This is a genomic window from Vibrio sp. KUL78, assembly GCF_059725505.1.
Genome location: NZ_AP045838.1, coordinates 1815569 through 1839542, shown reverse-complemented (window position 1 = coordinate 1839542; position 23974 = coordinate 1815569). Strand labels below are relative to the sequence as shown.

At 47.3% G+C, this 23974-nt stretch carries 18 protein-coding genes and 1 pseudogene; 5 read left to right on the top strand and 14 right to left on the bottom strand.

What is annotated here, in order from left to right; translation table 11 throughout:
- Positions 1-20: 20 nt before the first annotated feature.
- The 3 genes from AC6I8Y_RS24565 to AC6I8Y_RS24555 all read right to left on the bottom strand — a co-directional run bounded on the left by AC6I8Y_RS24565 (position 21) and on the right by AC6I8Y_RS24555 (position 3386).
- Entirely contained in the window at positions 21-590 is a 570-nt protein-coding gene (locus AC6I8Y_RS24565; RefSeq protein ID WP_394150486.1) for a DUF2959 domain-containing protein, read from the bottom strand.
- Between the two features lie 192 nt (positions 591-782).
- Positions 783-1496 carry a GntR family transcriptional regulator gene (locus tag AC6I8Y_RS24560; RefSeq protein ID WP_234497302.1) on the bottom strand — a complete coding sequence of 238 codons (714 nt, stop codon included), beginning with the start codon at positions 1494-1496 and terminating at the stop codon, positions 783-785.
- Between the two features lie 273 nt (positions 1497-1769).
- Positions 1770-3386 (bottom strand): PTS fructose transporter subunit IIC, encoded by a 1617-nt coding sequence (locus tag AC6I8Y_RS24555; protein ID WP_498022116.1) that lies wholly within the window; start codon positions 3384-3386, stop codon positions 1770-1772.
- A gap of 387 nt (positions 3387-3773) precedes the next feature.
- Here AC6I8Y_RS24555 and AC6I8Y_RS24550 point away from each other — a divergent pair.
- The 3 genes and pseudogenes from AC6I8Y_RS24550 to manA (AC6I8Y_RS24540) form a co-directional block, all read left to right on the top strand.
- Positions 3774-4217 (top strand): annotated as a pseudogene (locus AC6I8Y_RS24550) (fructose PTS transporter subunit IIA); the annotation flags it as partial.
- A 178-nt stretch (positions 4218-4395) separates the two neighbouring features.
- Positions 4396-7035 carry a mannosylglycerate hydrolase gene (gene mngB / locus AC6I8Y_RS24545; RefSeq protein WP_498022114.1) on the top strand — a complete coding sequence of 880 codons (2640 nt, stop codon included), beginning with the start codon at positions 4396-4398 and terminating at the stop codon, positions 7033-7035.
- Positions 7036-7092: 57 nt separating this feature from the next.
- Positions 7093-8280 carry a mannose-6-phosphate isomerase, class I gene (gene manA / locus AC6I8Y_RS24540; RefSeq protein ID WP_498022113.1) on the top strand — a complete coding sequence of 396 codons (1188 nt, stop codon included), beginning with the start codon at positions 7093-7095 and terminating at the stop codon, positions 8278-8280.
- A 186-nt stretch (positions 8281-8466) separates the two neighbouring features.
- Here the strand turns inward: manA (AC6I8Y_RS24540) and AC6I8Y_RS24535 are convergent, their stop codons facing one another.
- Both AC6I8Y_RS24535 and AC6I8Y_RS24530 read right to left on the bottom strand, forming a co-directional pair.
- Positions 8467-8991 carry a cytochrome b gene (locus tag AC6I8Y_RS24535; RefSeq protein WP_498022111.1) on the bottom strand — a complete coding sequence of 175 codons (525 nt, stop codon included), beginning with the start codon at positions 8989-8991 and terminating at the stop codon, positions 8467-8469.
- Between the two features lie 133 nt (positions 8992-9124).
- The gene (locus tag AC6I8Y_RS24530; RefSeq protein ID WP_498022109.1) at positions 9125-9580 is read right to left on the bottom strand and encodes an Lrp/AsnC family transcriptional regulator; all 456 of its coding nucleotides are present in this window, start codon (positions 9578-9580) and stop codon (positions 9125-9127) included.
- 132 nt (positions 9581-9712) lie between these two features.
- Between AC6I8Y_RS24530 and AC6I8Y_RS24525 the strand changes: the two genes are divergently transcribed.
- Positions 9713-11524 (top strand): trans-sulfuration enzyme family protein, encoded by a 1812-nt coding sequence (locus AC6I8Y_RS24525; RefSeq protein WP_498022108.1) that lies wholly within the window; start codon positions 9713-9715, stop codon positions 11522-11524.
- A 162-nt stretch (positions 11525-11686) separates the two neighbouring features.
- Positions 11687-13483, top strand: a complete 1797-nt coding sequence (locus tag AC6I8Y_RS24520) for a choice-of-anchor I family protein (RefSeq protein ID WP_498022107.1) — start codon at positions 11687-11689, stop codon at positions 13481-13483.
- A 57-nt stretch (positions 13484-13540) separates the two neighbouring features.
- On the opposite strand, the gene AC6I8Y_RS24515 is transcribed toward AC6I8Y_RS24520, so the two are convergent.
- The 9 genes from AC6I8Y_RS24515 to puuR form a co-directional block, all read right to left on the bottom strand.
- The gene (locus tag AC6I8Y_RS24515) at positions 13541-14080 is read right to left on the bottom strand and encodes a GNAT family N-acetyltransferase (RefSeq protein WP_498022106.1); all 540 of its coding nucleotides are present in this window, start codon (positions 14078-14080) and stop codon (positions 13541-13543) included.
- Between the two features lie 176 nt (positions 14081-14256).
- On the bottom strand, positions 14257-15447 hold the full coding sequence (manA, locus tag AC6I8Y_RS24510) for a mannose-6-phosphate isomerase, class I (RefSeq protein WP_498023113.1): 1191 nt from the start codon (positions 15445-15447) through the stop codon (positions 14257-14259).
- Between the two features lie 278 nt (positions 15448-15725).
- Entirely contained in the window at positions 15726-17000 is a 1275-nt protein-coding gene (gabT, locus tag AC6I8Y_RS24505) for a 4-aminobutyrate--2-oxoglutarate transaminase (protein WP_234497315.1), read from the bottom strand.
- 25 nt (positions 17001-17025) lie between these two features.
- Positions 17026-18453, bottom strand: a complete 1428-nt coding sequence (locus AC6I8Y_RS24500; protein ID WP_498022104.1) for an NAD-dependent succinate-semialdehyde dehydrogenase — start codon at positions 18451-18453, stop codon at positions 17026-17028.
- Between the two features lie 81 nt (positions 18454-18534).
- Positions 18535-19617, bottom strand: coding sequence for an agmatine deiminase (gene aguA / locus AC6I8Y_RS24495; protein WP_498022102.1), 1083 nt, complete (start codon positions 19615-19617; stop codon positions 18535-18537).
- An 11-nt stretch (positions 19618-19628) separates the two neighbouring features.
- Entirely contained in the window at positions 19629-20495 is an 867-nt protein-coding gene (gene aguB / locus AC6I8Y_RS24490; protein WP_234497318.1) for an N-carbamoylputrescine amidase, read from the bottom strand.
- A gap of 97 nt (positions 20496-20592) precedes the next feature.
- Positions 20593-21870, bottom strand: coding sequence for an NAD(P)/FAD-dependent oxidoreductase (locus AC6I8Y_RS24485; RefSeq protein WP_234497319.1), 1278 nt, complete (start codon positions 21868-21870; stop codon positions 20593-20595).
- 31 nt (positions 21871-21901) lie between these two features.
- Complete coding sequence (locus tag AC6I8Y_RS24480; RefSeq protein ID WP_498022101.1) at positions 21902-23386, bottom strand: aldehyde dehydrogenase; 1485 nt, start codon at positions 23384-23386, stop codon at positions 21902-21904.
- Between the two features lie 26 nt (positions 23387-23412).
- The gene (gene puuR, locus AC6I8Y_RS24475) at positions 23413-23970 is read right to left on the bottom strand and encodes an HTH-type transcriptional regulator PuuR (RefSeq protein ID WP_042470741.1); all 558 of its coding nucleotides are present in this window, start codon (positions 23968-23970) and stop codon (positions 23413-23415) included.
- Between the last annotated feature and the right edge of the window lie 4 nt (positions 23971-23974).

Sequence of the window (23974 nt, the reverse complement as noted above, 5' to 3'; positions counted from 1 at the left end):
ACTCTCTGTTGTTTAACTCTCTATTGATTATTAAGCTTACCAATAAATTTATCCGACTCCTCTATCGCGGCATTCATCTGGTTGATCGCGACTTGAATGTCTTTCTCCAGACTGATTAACTCGCCTTGCAATGAGCCAATTGCACTCGCGTTAAGGTTGTGTTTGAGATACAGCGTGTTATCGCGCAGCGTATTGAGGACAGGTGTCATCTTCTGCTCTGCTCGCTTCATCGCCTTAAGCATGGTTTGATAGGATGCTCGAGTATCCTTTAGCTTCTGCTCACTCGAACGACGCAGCTTGGCGCTGGTATATTGCTCAAGTTCAGTTTGCCACTCTTCAAACAACGCTTCTGAGACATCCTCTACTGCCGAAATGCGATCACGCACCTCTTCCGCTGCCTTTTCGCTGTCTTCATACTTGTCGTTGATGTCGTTGTAGACTTTTTCTAAATCACCGCCATCAAAACCACTCAGTGCTGACACTGCTTCGAGCGCACTAGTAAACTCTTCTTGCGCTTCCTGCTGAGACTCTTTGGCATCTTCAACCCGAGTCACCATAATGTCGCGTTTGTGGTAACCAACTTGCTCCATTGCAGAGTAATAAGTTGATTGGCAGCCTACTAAACCACCTACTGCCAAGGCTCCAATTAACATCCAACGCATTGTTTTTATTCCTTTCGGTATGCTTGATAGGTTAACTATAAATGGGATGCCTTGAAGATACCAAGTTCAAAGCTTGAACTTGGACCACAAGGCTCAAAAAAGCGACAGCATCAAGTAGAGTTAGTGACGTTTGGCTACCAAGGTGAACTTGTACTCGCTCGACTTAAAGTAGTTGCGGCTATACTCAAATACCGTGTCATCTTGTAAGTGACTGCGAGTGCGTTTCTCTATGATAGGTTGAGCGGGGTCCATATCGAGTAGCTGTGCAATCTCATCAGGCGGTAGGATTGGGATAATTTCCTGCTCGCTACGATCAATGACCATCCCTTTCTGCTTCTCGATGTATTCATATTTCGATCCCTGCATCACTTGGTAAGTGAGATCAGGAAACATTGCGGTTGGCATCCAAGTTTCCTCTACCGTGATTGGAGTTTCGTCTAAGTAACGGACACGTTTCACGTAGAAAATTCGCTCGCCTTGGTTGATCTCTAGATGCTCTGCCATCGTTAGGGAAGCGGACTGAATTTCAAAAGCAAGTACATCGCTGTGAGTGACGCCTTCAAGGTGAGCCCATTTCTCAGCAAAGCTGGTTTGGCGGTAGATATCGTAGTTAACTTTGTTCTCTTTCACATAAGTACCACTGCCTTGCACGCTCTCAAGCTCCTCGTTTTCTATGAGTAATTTCAGTGCTTGCCTGACCGTCACACGACTCACAGAGAACTCTTCGCGCAGTTGAGCTTCTGTCGGAAGAGCATGACCAACGCGATACTCTCCAGTGCTGATTTTACTACGAATTTCATCAGCGATTTTACGATACATTGGCAATCTAGCCATAGATACCTCAACACTTAGACCTATCGACTAACAAATGAGTGAGCGATGTTAGTGAACTTGCCTTATAGACCAATTAGATAGAGCATATAATACAAATTATAAAATTATAATACAAATACAATCTGGTAATCTTCTGACCGCATTCAAATTTGTCAGCTAAAAGAGACCGACTCACGTAGTGACGAGTACCTCGATGGTGACTTTTCACCAAATAATACAAATCAGGCCCTAGGAAAACCTAGAGCCTGAAAAAAGGAGCAAAATGCTTACCCACTATGCTGTTTCGACTACCGCTTTTTTACTTGGGCCAAAAGCTTTCAGGGCAATCGTCAATGCGATAGAAACCGCGATACCAATTAAGAAATAAAGTAGCCAAGCCGTTGGGTCGCCGATAACCGGTAGCATGAATACCGCACCACCTGCGACAGTACCGATAGTAATCTTCGACGAGAGAATAAGTCCCGCAGCAACACCACCGCCAATCATATGTGCCGGAATGATACGCATTGGATCTTTTACAGCGTAAGGGATTGCACCTTCAGTGATTCCGCAGAAGCCCAAGATAGCTGTAGACGGCCCTGCCAGTCTGTCCTCTTTGTCGAAGTAGCGCTTAAATAGTACTGACATGATGCCAAGAGACATACCAGGGATACATTTTGCAGCCGTAAACGCCGCATAGAAAATCGAAGCGTCGCCAGCGAAGTCACCACTGGTACCGACACCGATACAGAACATATAAGCCGCTTTGTTTACCGGACCACCCATATCAAAGCACGCCATCGCACCTAGGATGAAACCGAGGATCAATAGGTTGTTTGTACCCATCGACGTCAGCCATTCAACAAGGCCAGAGTTTAACTGAGCAAAGAACTTACCTGGGCCAACGTACATAAACAGCAGCGTACAAATACCGGCCAGTAGCGGAGTAATAATGATCATCTTAACGGACTCAAGCACCGCGGGTACTTTTATCTGACGAATCAACATCACAAACAGCGCCGCCGCCGCACCTGCGACTAAACCACCTAGGAAGCCGCCCGTCATGATGGAGATCTTACCGAATCCACCACCCATGGCGACATAACCACCAACAAACCCCGGTGCTAAACCTGGCTTACCAACCATGCCATAGGCGGTAAAGGCAGCGAGAACACAAACCAATAGCGGGTTGAATGCTTTCAGTGTGCTGTAATACAGGAAATGGACAATGCCTTGCAATGAAGACTCAAACTGAGCTTTCGCTTCAGGCTGGGCTATTGCGGCATATACCTCGTTCTTAATCGCACTGATATCACTGCTAGCAAGGCCTTCGGCCGCGCTTACGATCCCAAGATCAGCATAGGTTTTACCGGTATATTCAATCAGGATAGCTTCATCATAAAGGTGGGTATAATCGTAGCCGAAGAATAGGTTCAACAAACCAACACAGAGGCCGCCGATTATGACAAGAGGGATGATGTGAGAAACACCTGAAAGTGCGCCTTTATACCAATCTTTTAGGAACTTAACGACGATGTTGTCATTACTTTGCTCCTCTGACTCTGAGAAAGAGGCAACATTGGCTTTGGGAGCCGCACCACCCGCTTTCACTTTTTGCTCTAAAGCATCAAGCATCTCATCCGCTTTTTTTATGCCATCTTTCACTTTGCCTTGAACAGACGGAAGCCCTTCGAAGCGCTCTACTTCGGCAACGCCCACATCTGTGGCAAAAATAATGCCGTCCGCTTCAGCCACATCTTGCTCAGTGATGCGACCATCAAGGCCGTTAGCACCTTGCTTCTCGACCTTAATCTGCCACCCTCGGGCAGCCGCTTTATTCTCTAAATTCTTTGCTGCCATGTAGGTGTGAGCTACACCGGCAGTACATGCTGTAATCGCTAAGATTTTCATCTTTAGTCCCTTTCTTCACGCTTCTACAATTATTGAAGCAATATTGGATTTGCTCAATGCGTCAATTATTGCCTAGCTTTAGATTCTCATCTGTGACCCTCTTCACATATGTATTAAATAGGTATCTTTGTTGTATTGTTATGAGGTGTATTTGTCTGAAGATGATCACGAAAGGCATTATAAAAACAACAACTTGAGCCAATAAGAATCAATCACTTAAAGTAACAAAACAATTAGTTACGTTACAGGATCTTTACTCCCTCTCTAGGCAAATGCGGTTTTTGCATTTAATGAGACATTGATCACCCTTTATTTGTATTGTAGTGGTATTATTGTTGTATTAACCAATCAGACATAACCCAGGCATTGGATTACGGAAGCAAGATTATGAACTTAACGACATTAACGAACCCATCTCTTATTAACCTACAGACCACATTTGCGAGTCGCGATGAAGCGATCCAATCATTAGCAGCTCAACTTGATCAACAAGGCAAGCTCCACGACAAAGAAGAGTATCTGAAAGCGGTTTATGAACGCGAGACTCATGGAGCCACCGCTCTCGGAGAGGGGCTTGCGGTTCCACACGGTAAGACGGACGCAGTAAAAGAAGCCGCATTCGCCGTCGCCACGCTAAAGCAGGATCTCAAGTGGCAAGGCATTGATGAAGAGGAAGACGTAAACCTCATCTTCTTAATCGCCATCCCAAATGCCGAAGCAGGTTCGACTCATATGCAATTACTAACTGAACTTACCGGTACGTTGGTCGATGATGAAGTGCGCGAAGCCGTCCTGAAGGCAACAACCGTTGATGAGATCATGACTCTTCTTCGTGACGAAGAACCTGCGCCAGTTGTCGAACCAACGGCTGCTGCAAAGCCGGCTTCGCAGCCACAAAAGAAGGAAGAACCAACGGGATTCTCTGGATTTGTATCGAAACTGTTTGGACGCTCTTAAGAGTTACCTATACCAAAGCACCTAACTCAACAGCATTAAAAAGGGTCTCACAATGACTACATCTCGCGTTCATATCACTCCTCACATGCACTGGGATCGTGAATGGTATTTCACAACAGAAGAATCTCGCATTCTACTTGTGAACAATATGGAAGAAATCATGCAGCGTCTGGAAAATGACCCTGAGTACAAATACTACGTACTCGACGGTCAGACTGCGGTTCTTGAAGATTACTTTGCCATCAAACCTGAGAATAAACAGCGAGTGAAAGCACTGGTTGAGGCTGGCAAACTGATTGTTGGTCCTTGGTACTCACAAACTGACACCATGCAAGTCTCTGGCGAGTCCATTGTTCGCAACATGCTTTACGGAATGCGTGACTGTCTTGCGCTGGGTGAACCAATGAAGATCGGCTACCTGCCAGACTCATTCTCAATGAGCTCGCAGCTACCAATGATCTACAACGGTTTTGATATCGACACTGCTATGTTCTGGCGTGGCTGCTCTGAACGTCACGGTACCGACAAAACGGAATTCTTGTGGCAATCAAACGACGGCTCTGAGGTCATGGCTCAGGTACTGCCTCTTGGCTACGCGATTGGTAAATACCTACCACAAGACGAAGAAGGTCTGCGTGCACGTCTAGATAAATACTTCCCTGTGCTTGAAAAGCCTTCTGTGACCAAAGACATCCTACTGCCAAACGGTCACGACCAGATGCCAATTCAAAAAGATATCTTTGAGGTGATGGACAAACTACGCGAAATCTACCCAGATCGTGAGTTCGTCATGAGCCGCTTTGAAGAGGTCTTCGACCGTATCCGCCAAGAGCGTGACAACCTAGACACCATCAAAGGTGAATTTAACGACGGTAAGTACATGCGTGTTCACCGCACAATTTCTTCGACTCGCATGGACATCAAACTGATCCACGCAGAGGTAGAAAACAAGATCGTTAATATCCTAGAGCCGCTCGCTGCGATCGCTTGGACACTGGGTTTTGAGTACCACCACGGTCTTATCGAGAAGATGTGGAAAGAGAGCATGAAGAACCATGCCCACGATTCTATTGGTTGCTGCTGCTCAGACAAAGTTCATGCTGAGATCCTGAACCGCTACATACTTGCCGACGATATGGCAACCAACCTGATCACTTTCTACAAGCGTAAGATCGTTGACCATATGCCAGCGCGCGAAGGTTGTGACAAGCTAGCGTTCTTTAACCTATCGCCATACGAGCGTGAAGAAGTGATCAACACTACCATCACTATCCGCGCTGATAAATTCAACCTGTTTGATGATGAAGGCAACCCAGTTGAATACTTCATTCAAGACCAGCGCGTGATTGACCCTGGTAAAATTGACCGTCAAATCGTTCACTACGGTAATTACGACCCATTCATTGAGTACGACATCCAGATCAAATACACAGTGCCTGCGATGGGCTTTACCACGCTGCATATCCAAGGTAGCCAAGACGGCGCACAAAAAGCTGTGAAGTCGACGTCTGAATACCTTGAGAATGAGTTCTACCAAATCTCAGTAAACAGCAACGGTACCCTAAGCGTACTGGACAAAGAAACGCAAATGACTTTCGACCAAGTGCTGCGCGTGGAAGACGGCTCAGACGATGGTGATGAGTACGACTACTCACCATCTCGCAAAGAGTGGTTGCTGTATTCCGATGAGTTTGATGTTGATACCAGCATCAAACACGAAGGCTTCCAGTCTGTTGCGATAATCAAAACACGCATGAACGTGCCAGCAAACCTTGCGGAACGCGAAGCGCGTTCGGGGCAAAATGGCTTCGTCGATATGAACTGCCAGGTGGTGCTCAAACAAGGTTCACGCCGGATCGAAGTTCGCATGGAAATGGACAACCAAGCTGATGATCACCGTGTTCGCGTGCTGGTACCGACACCGTTTGTTTCTGAGACAGTGGTAGCGGACAACCAATTTGGTTTGATTACTCGTCCAACCAACGACCCAGCAATGGACGTGTGGGAGCAAGAAGGCTGGAAAGAAGCACCGGTGCCGGTGTACCAGCTTATGAATTTTGCAGCGGTAGAAAACCAAACTGGCGGTATGGCACTGATGACCAATGGTCTGCGTGAGTTCGAAGTGATTTCAAGCAAAGGTAATGAAGAACGCGACACCCTCGCACTCACTCTACTCCGCGGCGTAGGTGTGCTTGGTAAAGAAAACCTGCTGCTTCGCCCGGGTCGCCCGTCTGGTATTAAGATCCCAACACCAGACTCACAAACACGCGGCAAGATTGTATGTGAGTTCGCACTATTTGGCTTTGCCGGTAATCACATCGACGCCAACCTAATGGCCGAGGCTCGTGACAATGTGACGCCAATCCAGTGTTACAACAAGATCCCATACAACGCCATGAAGCTTAACGTAGGTGAACAAGATAAACCGCTGACGTACTCGCTACTCAACAAGGGCAAAAAAGGCGCGGTTCTGAGTGTCCTCAAAAAAGCTGAAGATGACAATGCATTGATTCTACGTGTCTACAACCCAGCAGAGACGGGCAGTATCGAAGACCACATTGACTTCGCTCAGCCAGTGACGTCATGGCGAGAGGTTAGCCTAGATGAACGTGTGCGCGAGACAAATGTAGCAATGCAATCGTTCGGTGAGCTGAAGCCTTGCCAAGCTCGAAGCTTCCAAATCAAGTTCTAACATCCACCAGCTCCCTCAATTGGGGGAGCAACCCATCGCTGATTGGTAGAAAAACACATGTCTCTAGTAAAACTTAGCAATGATATCAAGCACTATGCGTGGGGAAGCAAAACCTCCATCACTGAGCTATTTGGCATTGAAAACCCAAAGAATGAACCACAGGCTGAAATCTGGATGGGTGCCCATGCCAATGGTAGTTCAGTCCTTGAAGACTCTGGCTCTTCACTCGCAGACTATATTGCCAGTGACAAGCAAAAAGCCCTTGGTGACTACACAACCAATCGATTTGGAGAGCTTCCGTACTTGTTTAAGGTGCTTGCTGCAGAAACGCCATTATCGATTCAGGTGCACCCTAACAAGCATAAGTCCGAGCTCGGCTTTGAGCGAGAGAATGCCCAAGGTATCCCACTTGATGCCGCAAACCGCAATTACAAGGATCCGAACCACAAGCCTGAACTAGTTTATGCGCTCACTTTCTACAAGGCGATGAATGGCTTTCGACCAATCGAAGACATCGTTCGCTTGTTTGAATCCATTAGTATTGACTCACTTGAGCCTCAGGTGACTGCTTTGGCAAGCAACCAAACCAGTGATGGTCTCAAACGCTTTTTTACCGAGATCATGTCTCTTAGTGGGGACATTAAGCAGCAAGCATTGCAAGAGCTTTACGCTGCCTACCAAAAACCCGCGAAAAGCGTCGTGGTTAGGGAAGCCTTGTCTTATAGCCAGAGTTTCTCTCAACACTACGCCGATGACATTGGTCTGTTTGCACCACTGATGCTAAACACCGTTGAACTCGCACCCGGTGAAGCGATGTTTTTGCATGCCGAAACCCCTCATGCTTATGTAGAGGGAACAGGTCTAGAGATCATGGCGAGTTCAGACAATGTTCTGCGCGCAGGTTTAACACCAAAGTACATTGACGTATCCGAGCTTATCGACAACGTTAAGTTCCAGCCTATCAAGCCAGAAGATATCAGGCTTAATCCTGTAAACAAGTCAGGCAGGCTTAGTTACCCTATTCCAGTGGACGACTTTGGTTTTGACATTATTCAGTCTAACCAAGAAGTCCAACGTCAATACTTGCGCAGTGCAGAGATACTGTTCTGCGTAGAAGGTGAAGTAACCGTATCGTCATCAGACAACCAAGTTGTATTAAAACCTGGCGAATCGGTATTCATCAGCAATGATTCTGCTCATTACCAATATCAAGGGAATGGTGTTCTTGCTCGTGCGTTTAACTAACCCCCGGTTACCGTGAACGCATTCAAAACACCTAGAGCCTGTTTAATTGAGACTTCACAGGCTCACTATTGGTAACTTATGGTCTTTTTACGTAAATCGTAACAACCGCTTTGACCAACCCCGCTGCTAGGCGGGGTCTTTTCTTGTGTTTCTCTGAGCTCTAAAGTTGGACAACCAATAGAATCATTAACGACCCAACATTCGGCTTAGCGTGCCATCTTTGTCTATAACTTGGTGTTTGATAGCACCCAGCACATGTAGTGCAACAGCAACCATCAATACCGTCGCGCCAATGCCATGTAAGTTACTGCCGAGCGAGCCAAGCCACTCAATCTTGTCACCCTTGTCATATAGAACCCAACCAAACACATCGATGCCTCTTCCTCCGCCGATGCTCATCATGATGCCAGACGTTGGCATGAGTAATGTGCCCAACAGAAGTAAGTGATGAATAGATTTCGCAGCGATTTCTTGCAGTCTTGGCATAGGTGCAACGCTTTCGATAGCCCCCTCTTTAAATCGCCAGATCAGGCGAGTGGTGGCGATCACAAGTAAAATCACACCTAGTGATTTGTGGATACCAAGCAGTTCGAATTTTTCTGGACTACGCTCCATCGATTCAAAGACTTTACCGAGTAGGAAGATCCCGATAAAGGTTAATCCTGTTAACCAGTGAAGAGCAATTGTCGGTTTTGATAATTTTTTTGACATGATTATGTTTCCTTAAAAAAGCTAAGGACATTATCAAGAATTTACAATTGTTAGGCGATAGTCAGGAATGTAAAGCTGTGTAAACATTCGTGTTTCGACGGTTCGACGGTTCGACGGGTCGATTAAGCCAAATCTAGCTAATCGGAAGTTTGGTTTTTCGCTTAACTTGCCCGAATGCAAAGCTGGATTCAATAGAAGCGATGTTAGTAAGCGGCGTGAGCTGACGACGAATAAACTGCTCGTAGGTTTTTAGTGATTCGCTCACCACATGCAGCAAGTAGTCGTGATTGCCTGTCATCAAAAAGCACTCCAATACCTCGTCCATGCTGTCGATATGACGCTCAAAGTCACGCATATTATCCTCGGTTGGTTTGTCCAATTTAACCAGCACAAACACGTTGATCGGTAGACCACACGCTTCTTGATCGACGCTCGCGTGGTAGCCGCGGATAACACCTTGTTTCTCCAATGCTCGGACTCTACGCAGGCATGGGGAAGGTGAGAGAGCAATACGATCAGCAAGCTCCTGATTACTCAGCCGGGCATTGCTTTGAAGCTCTTTCAATATCCTCTTATCAATCTCATCCATTGGCAGGTTCCTTCAATAATTTGTATCTACGCGCAATTTTATTGCTCAAATACCCTAAAATAGTTGGCACATCGCAATCATTAACATTTTTATAACACTAAACTTTTAAGAGGTAAAACAAAGGATGGAAATATGAATACCTCGACTCAACTCAGCCCTCTACGAAAAACAACCAAACACGAACAAGCAGAGGCATTGGCTATCGAGCAAGCCAAACACTTTGGTATCGATCCAAACAGCGAATACGGCATGTCGCTTGTAGAACTCGCGACCACGTTATACAAAGCGAACAACAAGACTCATGACCTATGGGCAATCACGGTCGAGGGCCTATCGGATCTTGATAAAAGCGATCGTATCGCCTGGTTTAATGCCAAACGATTTTTGTCGTTCCAGATCGCCAAGATCCTCGACAATCTGCAAAATCCGATGCGCGCTACCTATCAGTCGATTGCAACCAACAATGGTAACTTCGCGTCCAAGGGGGCCTACCCTATTTTTGACAATGTGGCGGCTATTTTCTCAGCGAGCCCGGTTATCACTCGCACAGCAACCTATCTTTTCGCGTGCACTGAGTGGATTGAAGATGCATTTAACGGCAAAGAGCCGTTGCATGACATCTACTCAAGGCTTCTTAATCCAACGTCTATCGCTCTCGCGAATCATATGGTCGATTTGGAAGCGGGGGAAAGAGCCAACCAATATCTCGCGTGGAACTTCAACTCTGGGATGGCAGCAATAGATGGTCTACTGAGTCATCTGTTGGGCTATGAAGATATCGTACTGGCGTCACGAAACATCTATGGCGGTTCATATCAATTGCTAGAAGACTGGTTCGCTAAACCTTCAAATCTCAATGTCGCGGTTGAATGGGTAGATGGTTATTCCGGTGATGACTTCGCCAAACGCTTGGATGAAGTAGCTGAGAAATACGCTGACCGAATAGAAAATGGCAAACGCATCTATATCTACCTTGAATCACCGTGCAACCCTCACGGATACGTTCTTGATGTTGCTGCTATTAGCCACGCCGCACACACTCGCGGTTGGGATGTGATTGTCGACTCAACGGTTGGCACGCCAATGCTACATCCTGTACTTAAGCGCGACGACGTTATGGAGCGCCCCGACTATGTCATCCATTCGTACACTAAAGAGCTCGCTGGCTCAGGGACGACGACTGCGGGCGTGGTCATAGGTCGAAACGAAAACATGTTTATCCCCAAAGGTGAGAGTGTTCCATTCACTAAACCCAACGGTGATGAGATCACTATAGAGTGGAATAACTCGCTGTTTTGGAACGTTTACTACATCAAGGGGGCTTTCCTTGATGCGGACAAGGCGTTTGAAGTGCTCAACGGCATGAAAACCTATGAGATGCGTGTGGTGCAAAAAACGATTAATACGCTAACGCTAGCCAAAATCTTCGATGCGCATCCCGATATTAATGTCTCTTGCCCTGCTCTGCCTGATAGCGATAACTACCTTCACTGTCAGAAGAACATGTATCTCGGTTTACCAGCAGCGCTGTTTACCATCGACATGGAGGGAAATGGCAATCGAGCACCTATCAATCGAGAAGTGTTCAAGCAGTTCTTTGACATGCTTGAGCCTGCGATTGGCATGCAAGTCAGCCTTGGACAAACCAACACGGTCGCGCTGTGCCCTGCTCTGACGACTCACTCAGAGCTTAGTGATTCAGCGCTGTCCGAGGCAGGTATAAAGCCCACCACGATGAGGCTTTCTATTGGTCTTGAAGATCCGCGTATGTTTATCGCCCACATCATAGAAGCAGCAACTCTGTCTATTGATAATAAGCATCCGGAGTTTTCACAAAGTTTTCCGTGTGCTGAGCAGATTGACGACATCTACCTGCAAACCTACACGCAGGTTCATGACAAAATCGTTCGCAATCAACCGAGTTTCAATACATTAAGGCGATAGCTCCGACTATCAGAGACGAGAGAAGCGAGAGCCCAGGCTCTCGCTTTGTTTTATTCCCTTGTTTGCTGTCAAATATGTCATTTAATCAGATGGTTATAATATCGACATAAAACTGTCATACCACTTCTCTACAGTCGGCGAGTCTACATTCAAGGAGGAAACATGAAACACACACTCGCACTATCTGCATTAGCTCTAGCAACATCAGCCTTAATAGGATGTTCTTCTAACTCGTCAACATCCAGTGCCACCAGCTTTTCAGCGGTTAAGTCATACAACATCCAGTGTACAACTCGCATCGAACCTCAGCCGAGCGAAATGTCGGTAAGCGGCCTAACTTTGGTCGGCACTTCAATAGCAGACGCGCCATTTGGCACATCAGCAGCCGAGATCGTTAGCTATGACACCTGTACCGACAAGCTATACGTCGTCAACGCGCAGGGAAAGAAGGTTGACGTTCTATCGCTTTCAGAAAGTGGCGAGCCAAGTGCGCAAGGTCAAATCGATCTAACCTCAGCAGCGACTCAGTCTGGCGTTGCGATCGGCGCAGCAAACAGCGTGTCCGCGCACCAAGGTCTGGTTGCGGTCGCCATTGAAAACGAAAACAAGCAAGAACCAGGCATCATCGCACTGTACCGCTCAGACTCTCTTGAGCTGATCACCACCTATCCAGCAGGTGCACTGCCAGATATGGTCAGTTTTTCAAAAGATGGTCAATACATCGCGGTAGCTAACGAGGGTGAACCTAACGCCGATTACTCCATCGATCCTGAAGGGTCTGTTACCTTAATCGACCTGAAAAGTGGACCACTCGATGCGGTTGTCACTCAGATTGATTTCCGTGAGTTCAATGAGGGCAGCGCCCGTCATAGCGAACTGTCTGCGGATGTTCGTATCTCTCATCCAAACGCAACCGTAGCGCAAGACCTGGAGCCTGAATATCTAGCCTTTGATGACAATGGTCAGTTGTTTGTTGCACTGCAAGAAAACAATGCTCTGGCTTCGATTGATGTCAGTGCAAAGCGAGTCACAGGCATCTATGGACTGGGTGGTAAATCTTGGCAAGACGCTAAACTCGATGCGTCAAACAAAGACAAGATGGTTGGCAATCTTCAAAGTTACCCAATGCTAGAAGGGCTATACATGCCTGACAGCATCGCCAGCTACACGGTTGACGGACAGACTTATATCCTCACCGCAAATGAAGGCGACGGTAGAGAGTATGGCTTTGATACCACACAACAAAAATGCGATGAGTTAGGTTACAAGTGGGATGGCGACGAAGACCAGTCGAAAACGGATTATCAGTCGAAACAAGATTTTTGTATCGCCTATATCGACGAAGTCCGTGGTAAAAAGCTAAAGGTTTCTGACGACCATCCGCTTGCTGCCGCACTCAAAGACAATAAGCAACTCGCCCGCTTAAAGGTGATTAAACCTGAAGGTGAACTTGCTGCCGATCAGAAAGTACAAGCATTTGGTGCTCGTTCATTCTCTATTTGGAATGACAAGGGCGAAAGGGTGTATGACAGCGGTGACGAGTTTGCCAACATTGTTCTGATGAATGACAAAGCCAACTTCAACAGCACGAATGACAACAACGACTCTGCGGATGATCGCAGCGATGATAAAGGCGTTGAGCCAGAAGCCATTGAAGTTGCATCGATCAATGGTCGTCACTACGCCTTTATTGGGTTAGAGCGTCATGGTGGCATCATGGTTTACGACATTACCACACCAACTCAAGCACTGTTCGTAAGCTACGTCAATAACCGTGACTTTATCCAACCTGTTTGTACCAAAGTGGATGATGGCGATTGTGACAACGACACCTACAATCCAAAAGCAGGCGACCTCGGTCCAGAGTCTATTAAATACTTCACCAGGCAAGGTCAGCACTTTATTGCCGAGGGCAACGAAGTGAGTGGCACGACATCGGTATTCCGTATCGATTTCTAAACATAAAAAACGGCGCTTCACTTGAGGCGCCGTTTTTATTGCCATCCGATTTAGCGATTATGCTAATACACTGCAGCCTTCACTGAGTTCTGCAGGTCGCTTCCAAGTATAGAGGTACTCGTCGAGATACTTGCCACACGGCGATTCCATACGCTGCTTGAGCTCTCGTTTTCCACCCAAAGATTCATAGAACTTAATCGCGTTAGCGTTATCTGCTAATACTTCAAGAAATACGCCGTTGTCGGGATAGAACTTCTCTGCCCACTCCACCGCTTGAATGATCAGTTGCTTGGCGATACCACGACGCTGCACTTCGGGAGTAACGTGTAGATTATCGATGATAGTGCCGTAATCCACATTGTGATTACCAAAAAGACAGATAAAGCCCAATAGCTTCCCTTCTTCTTCCGCAACCAATACGTGTTGGCTAAAAGGTGGATTGAGCAATCTTGTTTGCCAAATCAGTTGTTTATCTTCGAGTACGGTTTCATCAAGATAAGACTGACGCATGATGCCCTTATAGGCGGTTTGCCAACTTTCTGCATGAAGTTGCGCAACACCCTGAAAGTCAGCATATTCTGCTACTCTAAATTCCATTTTACAGTACCTAGTGCTTTAGTTTTTACATATCCTTAAATTACATACTAGTTATCTGTAACTAAATTGCAATCCATGCTGATTATCTTCTGTTCATTTGACCGTAAAAAAGGGAGATCTATCGCGATCTCCCTAAAATTGACTGGATAACGGCTTGTTTTTAACAGCTGACTACATCAGCAATACGCTCGAGCAAACTTACCTGAGCAGCTCACCTTATAACCTTTCGCTGATGCAGGGATAAATACCGATTGCCCACGCTCAATAGTTAGAGTCTCACCATCTGTATGGGTTAACTCGACTGGCGCATCTAAAGCAAGAAGGATTTCAGGAGTAGACACCGTTACCTCTCGGTTAACTTGATTGACGTAGACACTAAACTTGAAGTCACCAACAGGTACGGGATAATGCTCTGCGCCATTATCAAAGCTTGGTGCGGTTAGCAGTTCATCGCGAGCCTTTGGCTCAAAGATGGTGCAGGACGCAAGCTCTGCGACGTCTATGTGCTTTGGCGTTAACCCCGCTCTTAACACATTGTCTGAATTGGCCATGATCTCAAGCCCTGTGCCCTGACAATAAGCGTGCGGAGTACAAGCATGGAGGAACATGGCTTCTCCCGGCTCAAGTGTCAATACGTGAAGCATCAACGGAGCAAACAGTCCAATATCACCTGGGTATCGCTGTTCAAGCCACACAATGAGCTCAAAGGTTTCATTCCCCGATTGGCTTTGGGCATAAGTCAGAAGCTTATCTAACGCGGCTTCCTTCTTGTGCCCCTCTAAATTCAGCATTCCTACGAAGAAGCGTTCAAGCCCCTCAGCGTTTTGATTGGCTTGATAGCCTTCTACCATTTCCGACAGCTCTGCGATATCTAACGCTTCAAAGTAGCTCAGTATCTCTTGATGAGGTCGAAAACCGTTCATCGCTTGATAGCGCGTTAGAGCGTAGACCAACTCAGGCTTGTGGTTTGGGTCACGGTAGTTACGAGTGTCACTGCTTCTCGGAATCCCTTCACGGTCTTCTTTTGCAAAGCCTTGTTCAGCCTGGCTTTTACTCGGGTGAACTTGAATCGACAGCGCACTTTTCGCCGCAAGGACTTTAAACAAATAAGGCAGCTCACCGTACTCTTGTTCGATTGACGCACTTAACACTGCCTCTGGATTCGCCGCTATCAACTGATCAAGACGAACTTGCTCGTTGTTTAGCGTGACATGAGAGCAACCGTTTGGATGGGCCCCCATCCAGAGTTCGGCTTGTGGTGTGTTTTCTGGGTTGTCGATACCGAGAAGTGCCGAGAACGACGTATCGCTGCCCCACGCATACGTTTGAATCACGTTACTCATCGGTAAAAAGTGCTGCTGTGTCATTGTATTCCAACCAAATTTCAAAGGGATCTTGATAGCCATCTGCGCCAAATCGCTATCAAGATCCGAATAAGTCACTGGGATCCTGTGAGGAGTCTAGATAATTTAACAGAACTACATTTATAACTATATAGTTTTAAATGTAGAAGAATATATAAATAAGCACTAGATCAAACTTTGAAAAAAATCACAGGAGAAAAAAGGTTGGAAGATCAAAAAAGCCCCCTCGGGCTCGAATCGAGGGGGCTTGTGTTATCGGAGCGAAAGTGGAGGTTTGGGGGTTACTTCGCTACATCCAGAATGATGGCTTCTAGCTTGTCTAAGCCCTCTGCCAGCACATCTGATTCAATCGTCAATGGTGGAAGCAAGCGAATGACGTTTGCTTTCACACCACACGATAGCAAGATAAGACCATTTTCTTGGGCTTTAGCGATCACCGCCTTAGTGACATCTTGCAAAGGCTTTTGTGTCTCTGGATCGGTGAACTCAATAGCCATCATTGCACCAATTGTTCGAATCTCACCAATGGCAGGAACCGTTTTTTGCAGCGCTGTCATGCGAGCATTGACGACTTCACCAATACCTTGAGCTTTCGCGCACAGCTGCTCTTCTTCGATGATCTTCAGAACTTCTAAGCCAGCAATACAGCCAAGTGGAGAGCCCGCATACGTTCCGCCAAGACCACCCGGAAGTGCTGAGTCCATTACGTGTGCTTTACCCACAACCGCTGAGATTGGGAAACCACCCGCAATCCCTTTTGCCATGGTCATCAAATCGGGTTCGATACCAACGTGCTCAGTGGCAAACATTTTACCTGTGCGAGCAAAACCCGTTTGGATCTCATCAGCAATCAACAAGATGCCGTGCTTGTCACACAGTGCACGTACCGCTTCGGCAAAATCTTGAGGCGCTTGATAGAAACCACCCTCACCTTGAACAGGTTCAAAGATGATCGCCGCGACGCGACTTGGTTCGATATCACAAGCAAACAGATCCTCTAGCGCTTGTAAGCTATCTTGAGTGCTAATGCCGTGGAACGCATTTGGGTATGGCGCGTGGAAGATCTCATTTGGGAAAGGGCCAAAGCCCGCCTTGTAAGGGGCGATTTTGCCTGTCAAACCCATGGTCATGTTGGTACGACCGTGGAAACCACCTTTAAATGCGATAACACCGCTACGTCCCGTGTGCGCTCGCGCTACTTTGACCGCATTCTCTACTGCTTCTGCACCCGTGGTTAAGAAGATCGCCTTCTTCTCAGTATCACCAGGAGCAAGCTCAGTGAGCTTTTCTGCTAGCTCAACGAATGACTCGTATGGCGTAACCATTGCACAAGTGTGTGAGAAATTCTCAATCTGCGCTTTCACCGCTTCTGTAATACGCGGATGAGAGTGACCTGTGTTGGTTACAGCGATGCCCGCCGCGAAATCGATGTATTTGTTGCCATCGACATCCCAGACATGAGCGTTTTCTGCTTTTTCAACGTACAGTGGATACAGTGCGCCCATGCCCTGAGCGATAACCTTGCTTCTTCTTTCGTGTAGTTGTTGATTTTTCATTGTTTAATCCTTGATAAGTTATCGCTTAGTTGCCACCAAAACATAGGTATTTCACGTCCATATACTCGTCGATACCTTGCTTCGCGCCTTCACGTCCAATGCCTGACTGCTTAACACCACCAAATGGTGCAACCTCAGTAGAAATAATGCCTTCGTTAATTCCAACCATGCCGTATTCCAGTGCTTCTGCCACTTTCCATACACGGTGGATGTTTTGGCTGTAAAAATAGCTCGCTAGACCATAGATAGTGTCGTTGGCCATCTCGATAAGCTCTTCGTCTGTCTCGAAGCGAATCACAGGCGCAACCGGACCAAAGATCTCTTCTTGAACGATATCCATGCTGTGCTCAACATCTTTGAGCACGACTGGCTGCATGAAAAGACCGTCTAGGGTTTTCAGCGGAGTTACCGGTGTCGCACCTTGCTCAACCGCACGGTCGATCAGTGCTTGGATACCTTCTTTTGCACTTTCGTTAATAACCGGACCGATGTTCACACCTTCATCTAGACCGTTACCAATCTTGAGCTGTTGTACCGCAGCATCAAACTTAGCAACGAACTCATCATAGACATTGCTATGGACGTAAAAGCGGTTTGCACACACACAGGTTTGTCCAGCGTTACGGAACTTAGACGCCATGGCGCCTTGTACCGCGGCATCAATGTCAGCATCATCGAACACGATGAACGGTGCATTACCGCCAAGCTCCATAGAAGTACGTTTTACATCTTTCGCCGATTGCGCCATCAATACGCTGCCTACCTGAGTAGAACCAGTAAACGAGAGCTTTCTGATCAATGGATGCGAGGTAAAGATTGCGCCAATCTTACGAGAGCTTTCACCCAACACGACTTGCAATGCGTCTCTTGGGATACCCGCTTGATACGCAAGCTCAGCCACGGCAAATGCCGATAGCGGTGTAGAATCCGATGGTTTCACCACAAAGCTACAACCCGCAGCCAGTGCTGGACCTGCTTTACGTGTGATCATCGCAATTGGAAAGTTCCAAGGAGTAATAGCAACAGCCACACCAATTGGCTGCTTGATGGTGACTACACGTTTATCCGCTGTTGGACCCGGAATCGTATCGCCATAAGTGCGCTTAGCTTCCTCTGCGAACCATTCAATAAAGCTCGCCCCATAAAGCACTTCACCCGCTGCTTCTGCCAACGGCTTTCCCTGCTCCATCGTCATGATTCGAGCAAGGTCATCTTTGTTTTCTAAAATAAGTTGGAACCAACGGTTCAGCAGACCAGCTCGTGTTTTAGCTGGCACTTTTGCCCACTCTTTTTGAGCCATGTGTGAGCGCTCAATGGCATCCATCAGTTCTGCTTCGCTTGAGCGAGGCGCGTAGCCAACGATCTCTGCCGTTGCAGGATTTGTTACTTCAACAGCGTCATCCGCTGCCGTCACCATAAAGGACAATAGGCTCTTGTTATCAATTTGCTGCATGGTGATTCCTTATGTTTCATCAACCCAGCGAGGGGCTGGGCGCTAATCTTTTAGCTGGTTTTCATTGAATAAGCAGACAAGCTATGCCGGTATCTGCTGCGTGATACAGTGAATATTACCCCCTCCAAGGAGGACTTCACGCGTCGGAATACCGACAATTTGGTAATCTGGTAATGCTTTTGCGAGTATTTCTTTGGCGATGTCGTCAAAGTCGCTATCTAGTAATGGCAGGAAAATATGCCCATTCACCATGAGGAAGTTGGCATACGATGCGCTTAAACGTTCCCCTTCTTGGCGATTCATGCCATCGCTCGATTCAATCCCATTCGCTTCTTCATGAGAGTAGAACAAAGGTCCAGGTAGTGGCACCTTGATGACTTGAATCGGGCGACCTTTTGCGTCTGTTTGTGAGGCTAGTGCCGCGAACGCTTCTCTTGAAAGAGAATATTGAGGATCGAATGGATCATCAGTCCAGCTCAGCACCACTTTCGCCGGCGCGACCACATGGATAAGGTTGTCTACGTGACCATCAGTCTCATCGTTAAATAAGCCTTTTGGTAGCCAAACCACCTTATCGATACCCAAATACTCGCGCAGTTGCGCTTCAATTTGTGATTTAGACAGACTCGGGTTTCGACCCGGACTCAATAAGCACTCTTCCGTCGTATACAAAGTACCTTCGCCATCGGTATGGATCGCTCCGCCCTCTAGTACAAACGGCGCACGGTAATGGTCAATGCCCATGACATCGCACACAGCTTCGGCGACCTTGTCGTCATCACTCCAATCCTCGTAAAGACCGTTGTACTCACCACCCCAAGCATTGAACTGCCAGCTCACACCGCGTCTTTCTCCAGCCGAGTTAACAACCACCGTTGGACCGATATCTCGCATCCATGAGTCGTTAAACGACATCTCAACCAGTTTGACTGAGCTGTTCAGCATGGCTCGAGCAGTTTCATATTGCGCGGAGCTCACAGCAATAGAGACCGTCACGACCTCAGAAATCGCATTGGCGACAGCGGCAAAGGTTTGCTGAGCAGGCTTGGCTTTGTTGCGCCAGTTATCGCGGCGCTCAGGCCAAGCTAGCCATACTTCTCTGATTGGCTCGAACTCTGCGGGAAATACGAACCCATCTTGTCTTGGTGTTGTGGTGAGTTTCATCGGTCACCTCATTACTTCGCTAGGCTTAGAACATCTTGATAAAGATCTGGGCGACGGTCACGGAACAATCCCCATGCGTGACGTGCTTTTGTCGTCTCTTTAAGATCAATCTCTGCGTAGATGATCGCTTCGCCTTCACGTGGTGCTTCTGCTAGCTTGCCACCTGTGTGATCGGTGATAAATGAAGAGCCATAAAAGGTTGTCTCAATGCCGTCATCAACTTCAACACCAACACGGTTCGACGCAATCACAGGGACTAGGTTTGCTGCTGAATGACCTTGCATTGTGCGCTGCCAGTGATCGCGAGAATCAAGTGTCAGGTCTTGTGGCTCAGAGCCAATTGCCGTTGGATAGAAGATCGCTTCTGCCCCATTCAATACAAGACTGCGAGCTAACTCTGGGAACCATTGATCCCAACAAATACCTGCGCCAAACGTACCGTATTTGGTCTTCCACACCTTAAAGCCGGTGTCGCCAGGGCTAAAGTAGTACTTCTCGCTGTAACCAGGGCCATCTGGAATGTGAGACTTGCGATAGTTCTCTAGTACCGAACCATCTGCATCAATCATCACAAGGGAGTTGAAGAAAGTGTTGCCTGCTTTCTCAAAGTAGCTCACTGGAATCACTACATCGAGCTCTTTTGCAAGGGCGCTGAGTTCTTTGATTAGGCGACAGTTATCTGTCTCTTCTGCTAGCTCAAAGTACTTAGATTCTTGTTTTTTACAGAAATAAGGGGCAGCCATGAGCTCCTGTGGCACGATGACATTGGCACCATTTGATGCTGCTTCACGGATCGCACCTTTAATTTTCTCTAGGTTTGCTTCTAGGTCCCAAGTTTTCGTCAACTGAAGGGCAGCAAATTTGATTACTTTACTCATAGGATCTTCCTTTATCTCTTCTCAATTAGGGCTGACTGAGTGCCTGTCATTGCAGGCACTTCTTTTTGTCTAGTGGTGTCTTTATATTTTCTTGGGATTAGATTGCGAGTTTGTCGCGCAAGTTGTAGTACGCCGCACCCATCGCCGTGAAAGGAATCGCGAAATGGCGACCGCCAGGGAACGTTACGTGCGTAAGGTCGGCGAAGGCATCAAAGCGTTCAGCGTGACCAGATAGCGCTTCAGCAAGCAGTTTTCCTGCAAGGTGCGTACAAGTCACACCATGGCCGCTGTAGCCTTGCAGGTAGTAGATGTTGTCAGCAAAAGAGCCAAACTGCGGCATACGGGAGTAAGTTAGTAAGAAGTTGCCCGTCCACTTGTAATCAATACCGATGCCTTTAAGCTGCGGGAAGATCTTCTCCATCTTCGGACGAATCAAGGCTTCAATGTTCTCTGGGTCACGTGCGCCGTATACTACGCCACCACCAAACAGCAGGCGTTTGTCGGCACTTAAGCGGAAGTAGTCCAACAGATAGTTACAGTCTTCAACACAGTAATCTGATGGCAAGATATCTTTCAACATTGCTTCTGATAGCGGCTCGGTAGCCACAACTTGAGTACCACAAGGGATCGCTTTGTTACTGATGTTTGGTGCCAAACCGCCCAAGTACGCATTTCCTGCTAGGACAATGTACTTCGCTTTTACACTGCCTTTTTCTGTGTGAGCGACAGGGTTCACGCCTTTTTCCACGCGCGTTACGCCCGATTGCTCAAAGATTTGACCACCAAGAGCTGTGATAGCTGCAGCTTCTCCAAGCGCAAGTTTTAGTGGGTGAATGTGACCACCATTCATGTCAAGTAGCGCGCCTTTATAAGCTGTCGTACCGACCGTAGCTTCAACTTCACTAGCATCCAGTAGGCTTAGCTTATCGTTACCGTAGCGTTCCCAGTGTTTCTTATGCTCTTCCAAGCCTTTCATCTGCTTGTTGTTTAGTGCAGTGAACATACCGCCCTGTTTGAAGTCACAGTCGATGTTGTGCTTGTCGATAAGACCGCGAATGATGTCGCCACCTTCGAAAATCATGTCACATAGAGCTTTTGCTTGTTTCTCACCGTAGCGGCTTTCAATCACATCCACATCGCGGCTGTAACTATTTACAATCTGGCCGCCATTGCGACCGGTAGCGCCGAAGCCAACCTTAGCATTCTCAAGCACCACGACTTTAAAGCCCTTTTCAGAAAGATGCAGCGCTGACGATAGTCCCGAGAAACCTGCACCAACCACGCAAACATCACACTCGATATTATCTTGCAGTTGTGGGTACTCACTTACGTTCTGAATCGAGTGAGCGTAGTATGAATCTGTATGTTTATTCATAGTTCTATTCCTTGTTGTTACAGCTTCGGGCTTAAGGTTGGAGACGAATCCACGTCGTTTTGGTTTCGGTAAATTTTTCAATGGCATGGATAGACTTATCACGTCCGTTACCACTCATTTTGAATCCACCAAATGGGACGGTCATATCGCCCTCGTTGTAGTTGTTCACCCACACCGATCCCGCCTCTAATTGCTTAGCTACGCGGTGTACGCGATTGATGTTGTCACTCCATAAAGCCGCACCTAGCCCGTACGGAGAGTCGTTGGCAATGGCAATGGCTTCTTCTTCTGTTTTAAATGGAATGACACAAAGAACAGGTCCGAATATCTCTTCTTGGGCAACACGCATGCTGTTATCGACGTTGTCTAGGATCACAGGCTCAACAAATGCGCCCTGACCTTCGACATCACCGCCGCAACGAACCACAGCACCTGCTTCTTGGCCCAGTTTTACATAGTCGAGTACTTTCGCTTTATGCTCGCGGTCGATTAACGCGCCCATGGAAGACGTTGGGTCCATCGGGTCTTTTGGCATAAAGCCTTGAGCGGCACTGATGACTTTATCGATGAACACTTCTTTAATGCTTTCGTGTACTAGCAATCGGGTAGCGGCAACGCAGACTTCACCTTGGTTGTAGAAGCATCCTGCTGCCGTTTCTGCTGCGGCTCTGTCTAGGTCAGCGTAATCTTCAAATACGATATTGGCATTTTTACCGCCGGCTTCCGCCCACACTCGTTTCAGGTTAGTTTCACCCGATGCGATCATCAGATGGCCCGCAACACGTGTTGAACCGGTAAACGCAATACAGTCTACCCCTTCGTGACGAGCGAGCGCTTCACCTGCTTCATGGCCAAAGCCCGTAATCACTTGGAATACGCCAGCAGGGATCCCTGCTTCATTGGCGAGTTTGCCGAGGAAAATGGCCGTCAACGAAGACTTTTCAGACGGTTTAAGGATAACGCTGTTCCCCGCGGCCAATGCCGGACCTAGCTTCCAACAGCCGATCCACAATGGGAAATTCCAAGGAACCACAGCCGCAACCACACCTATGGCTTGGTGAGACACGAACGCGTGCACGTCTTTCTCGGTTGGAGCGACTTCGCCGTAAACTTTATCGATAGCCTCTGCATACCACCGGATGGACTTAGCAGCGCCCGGGATGTCTGTTGAGACACTATGAGAAATAGGTTTACCCGTATCAAGGGTTTCAAGTAATGCCAACGCTTCAACGTTTTCGTCGATAAGATCAGCAAACTTGATCAGGATAGATTTTCTGTGTGCTGGAGAGCTTTGGCTCCATTCGCCCTTTTTAAAGGCTCTTTTCGCGTATTCAACGGCAAGATCGACGTCGGCAGATTTACAGCGAGCGATGTTGGCGATGATCTCATCCGTGGCAGGGTTGACCACTTCAAGTGTCGTCTCATCAACAGCGGTAGTGTATTCGCCGTTAAGAAAAGCGCGCTGTTCAATTACCTGCGCCTCTCGTTGTTCAATCCATTGTTGTTGCGTTTTCATACGCTCTCCTTGGTTACCTCAAGGCGCTAGAATGCTTTTGGTGTATGAGCACTTATCATTCTGCAAGCCTTATCGGAGTAATTAGTAAATTTGTGTGGGATGGTCGTGTCGATTACATAGGATTCGCCTTCTTTGATTAGATAGGTTTCACCGTTGTACTCTAGTTCGACTTCACCGCTCAATACGGTGCCGACTTCCTCTCCGTCATGCTTAATATTGGACGCTCCTGTTGTGCTTTTTGGAGCGTATTCCTCTATCAAAAATCCAATTTCTTGTTTGTTGCTGCCGTTGTTGACCAGTTTCATTGATACCGTTTCACTGCCGATTTCAATCAAGTCTTCCGGCTTAATCACAACTTTTACTTCTTTGTTTTCTTGCTGCTCCAGAGTAAAAAACTCAGAAAGTGACAAGGAAAAAACGTTCACTATTTTTTGCAGAGAACTCACCGAAGGACTCACTTTGGCATTTTCAATGGATGAGATAGCACTATGTGTAATGCCTGCTCGCTCTGCCAGTTCTCGTTGTGAAAGTCCGCGCTCTTTTCGTAGTTGAGCAATATTTTTACCAATCTGGTGATTGTCCATGCAT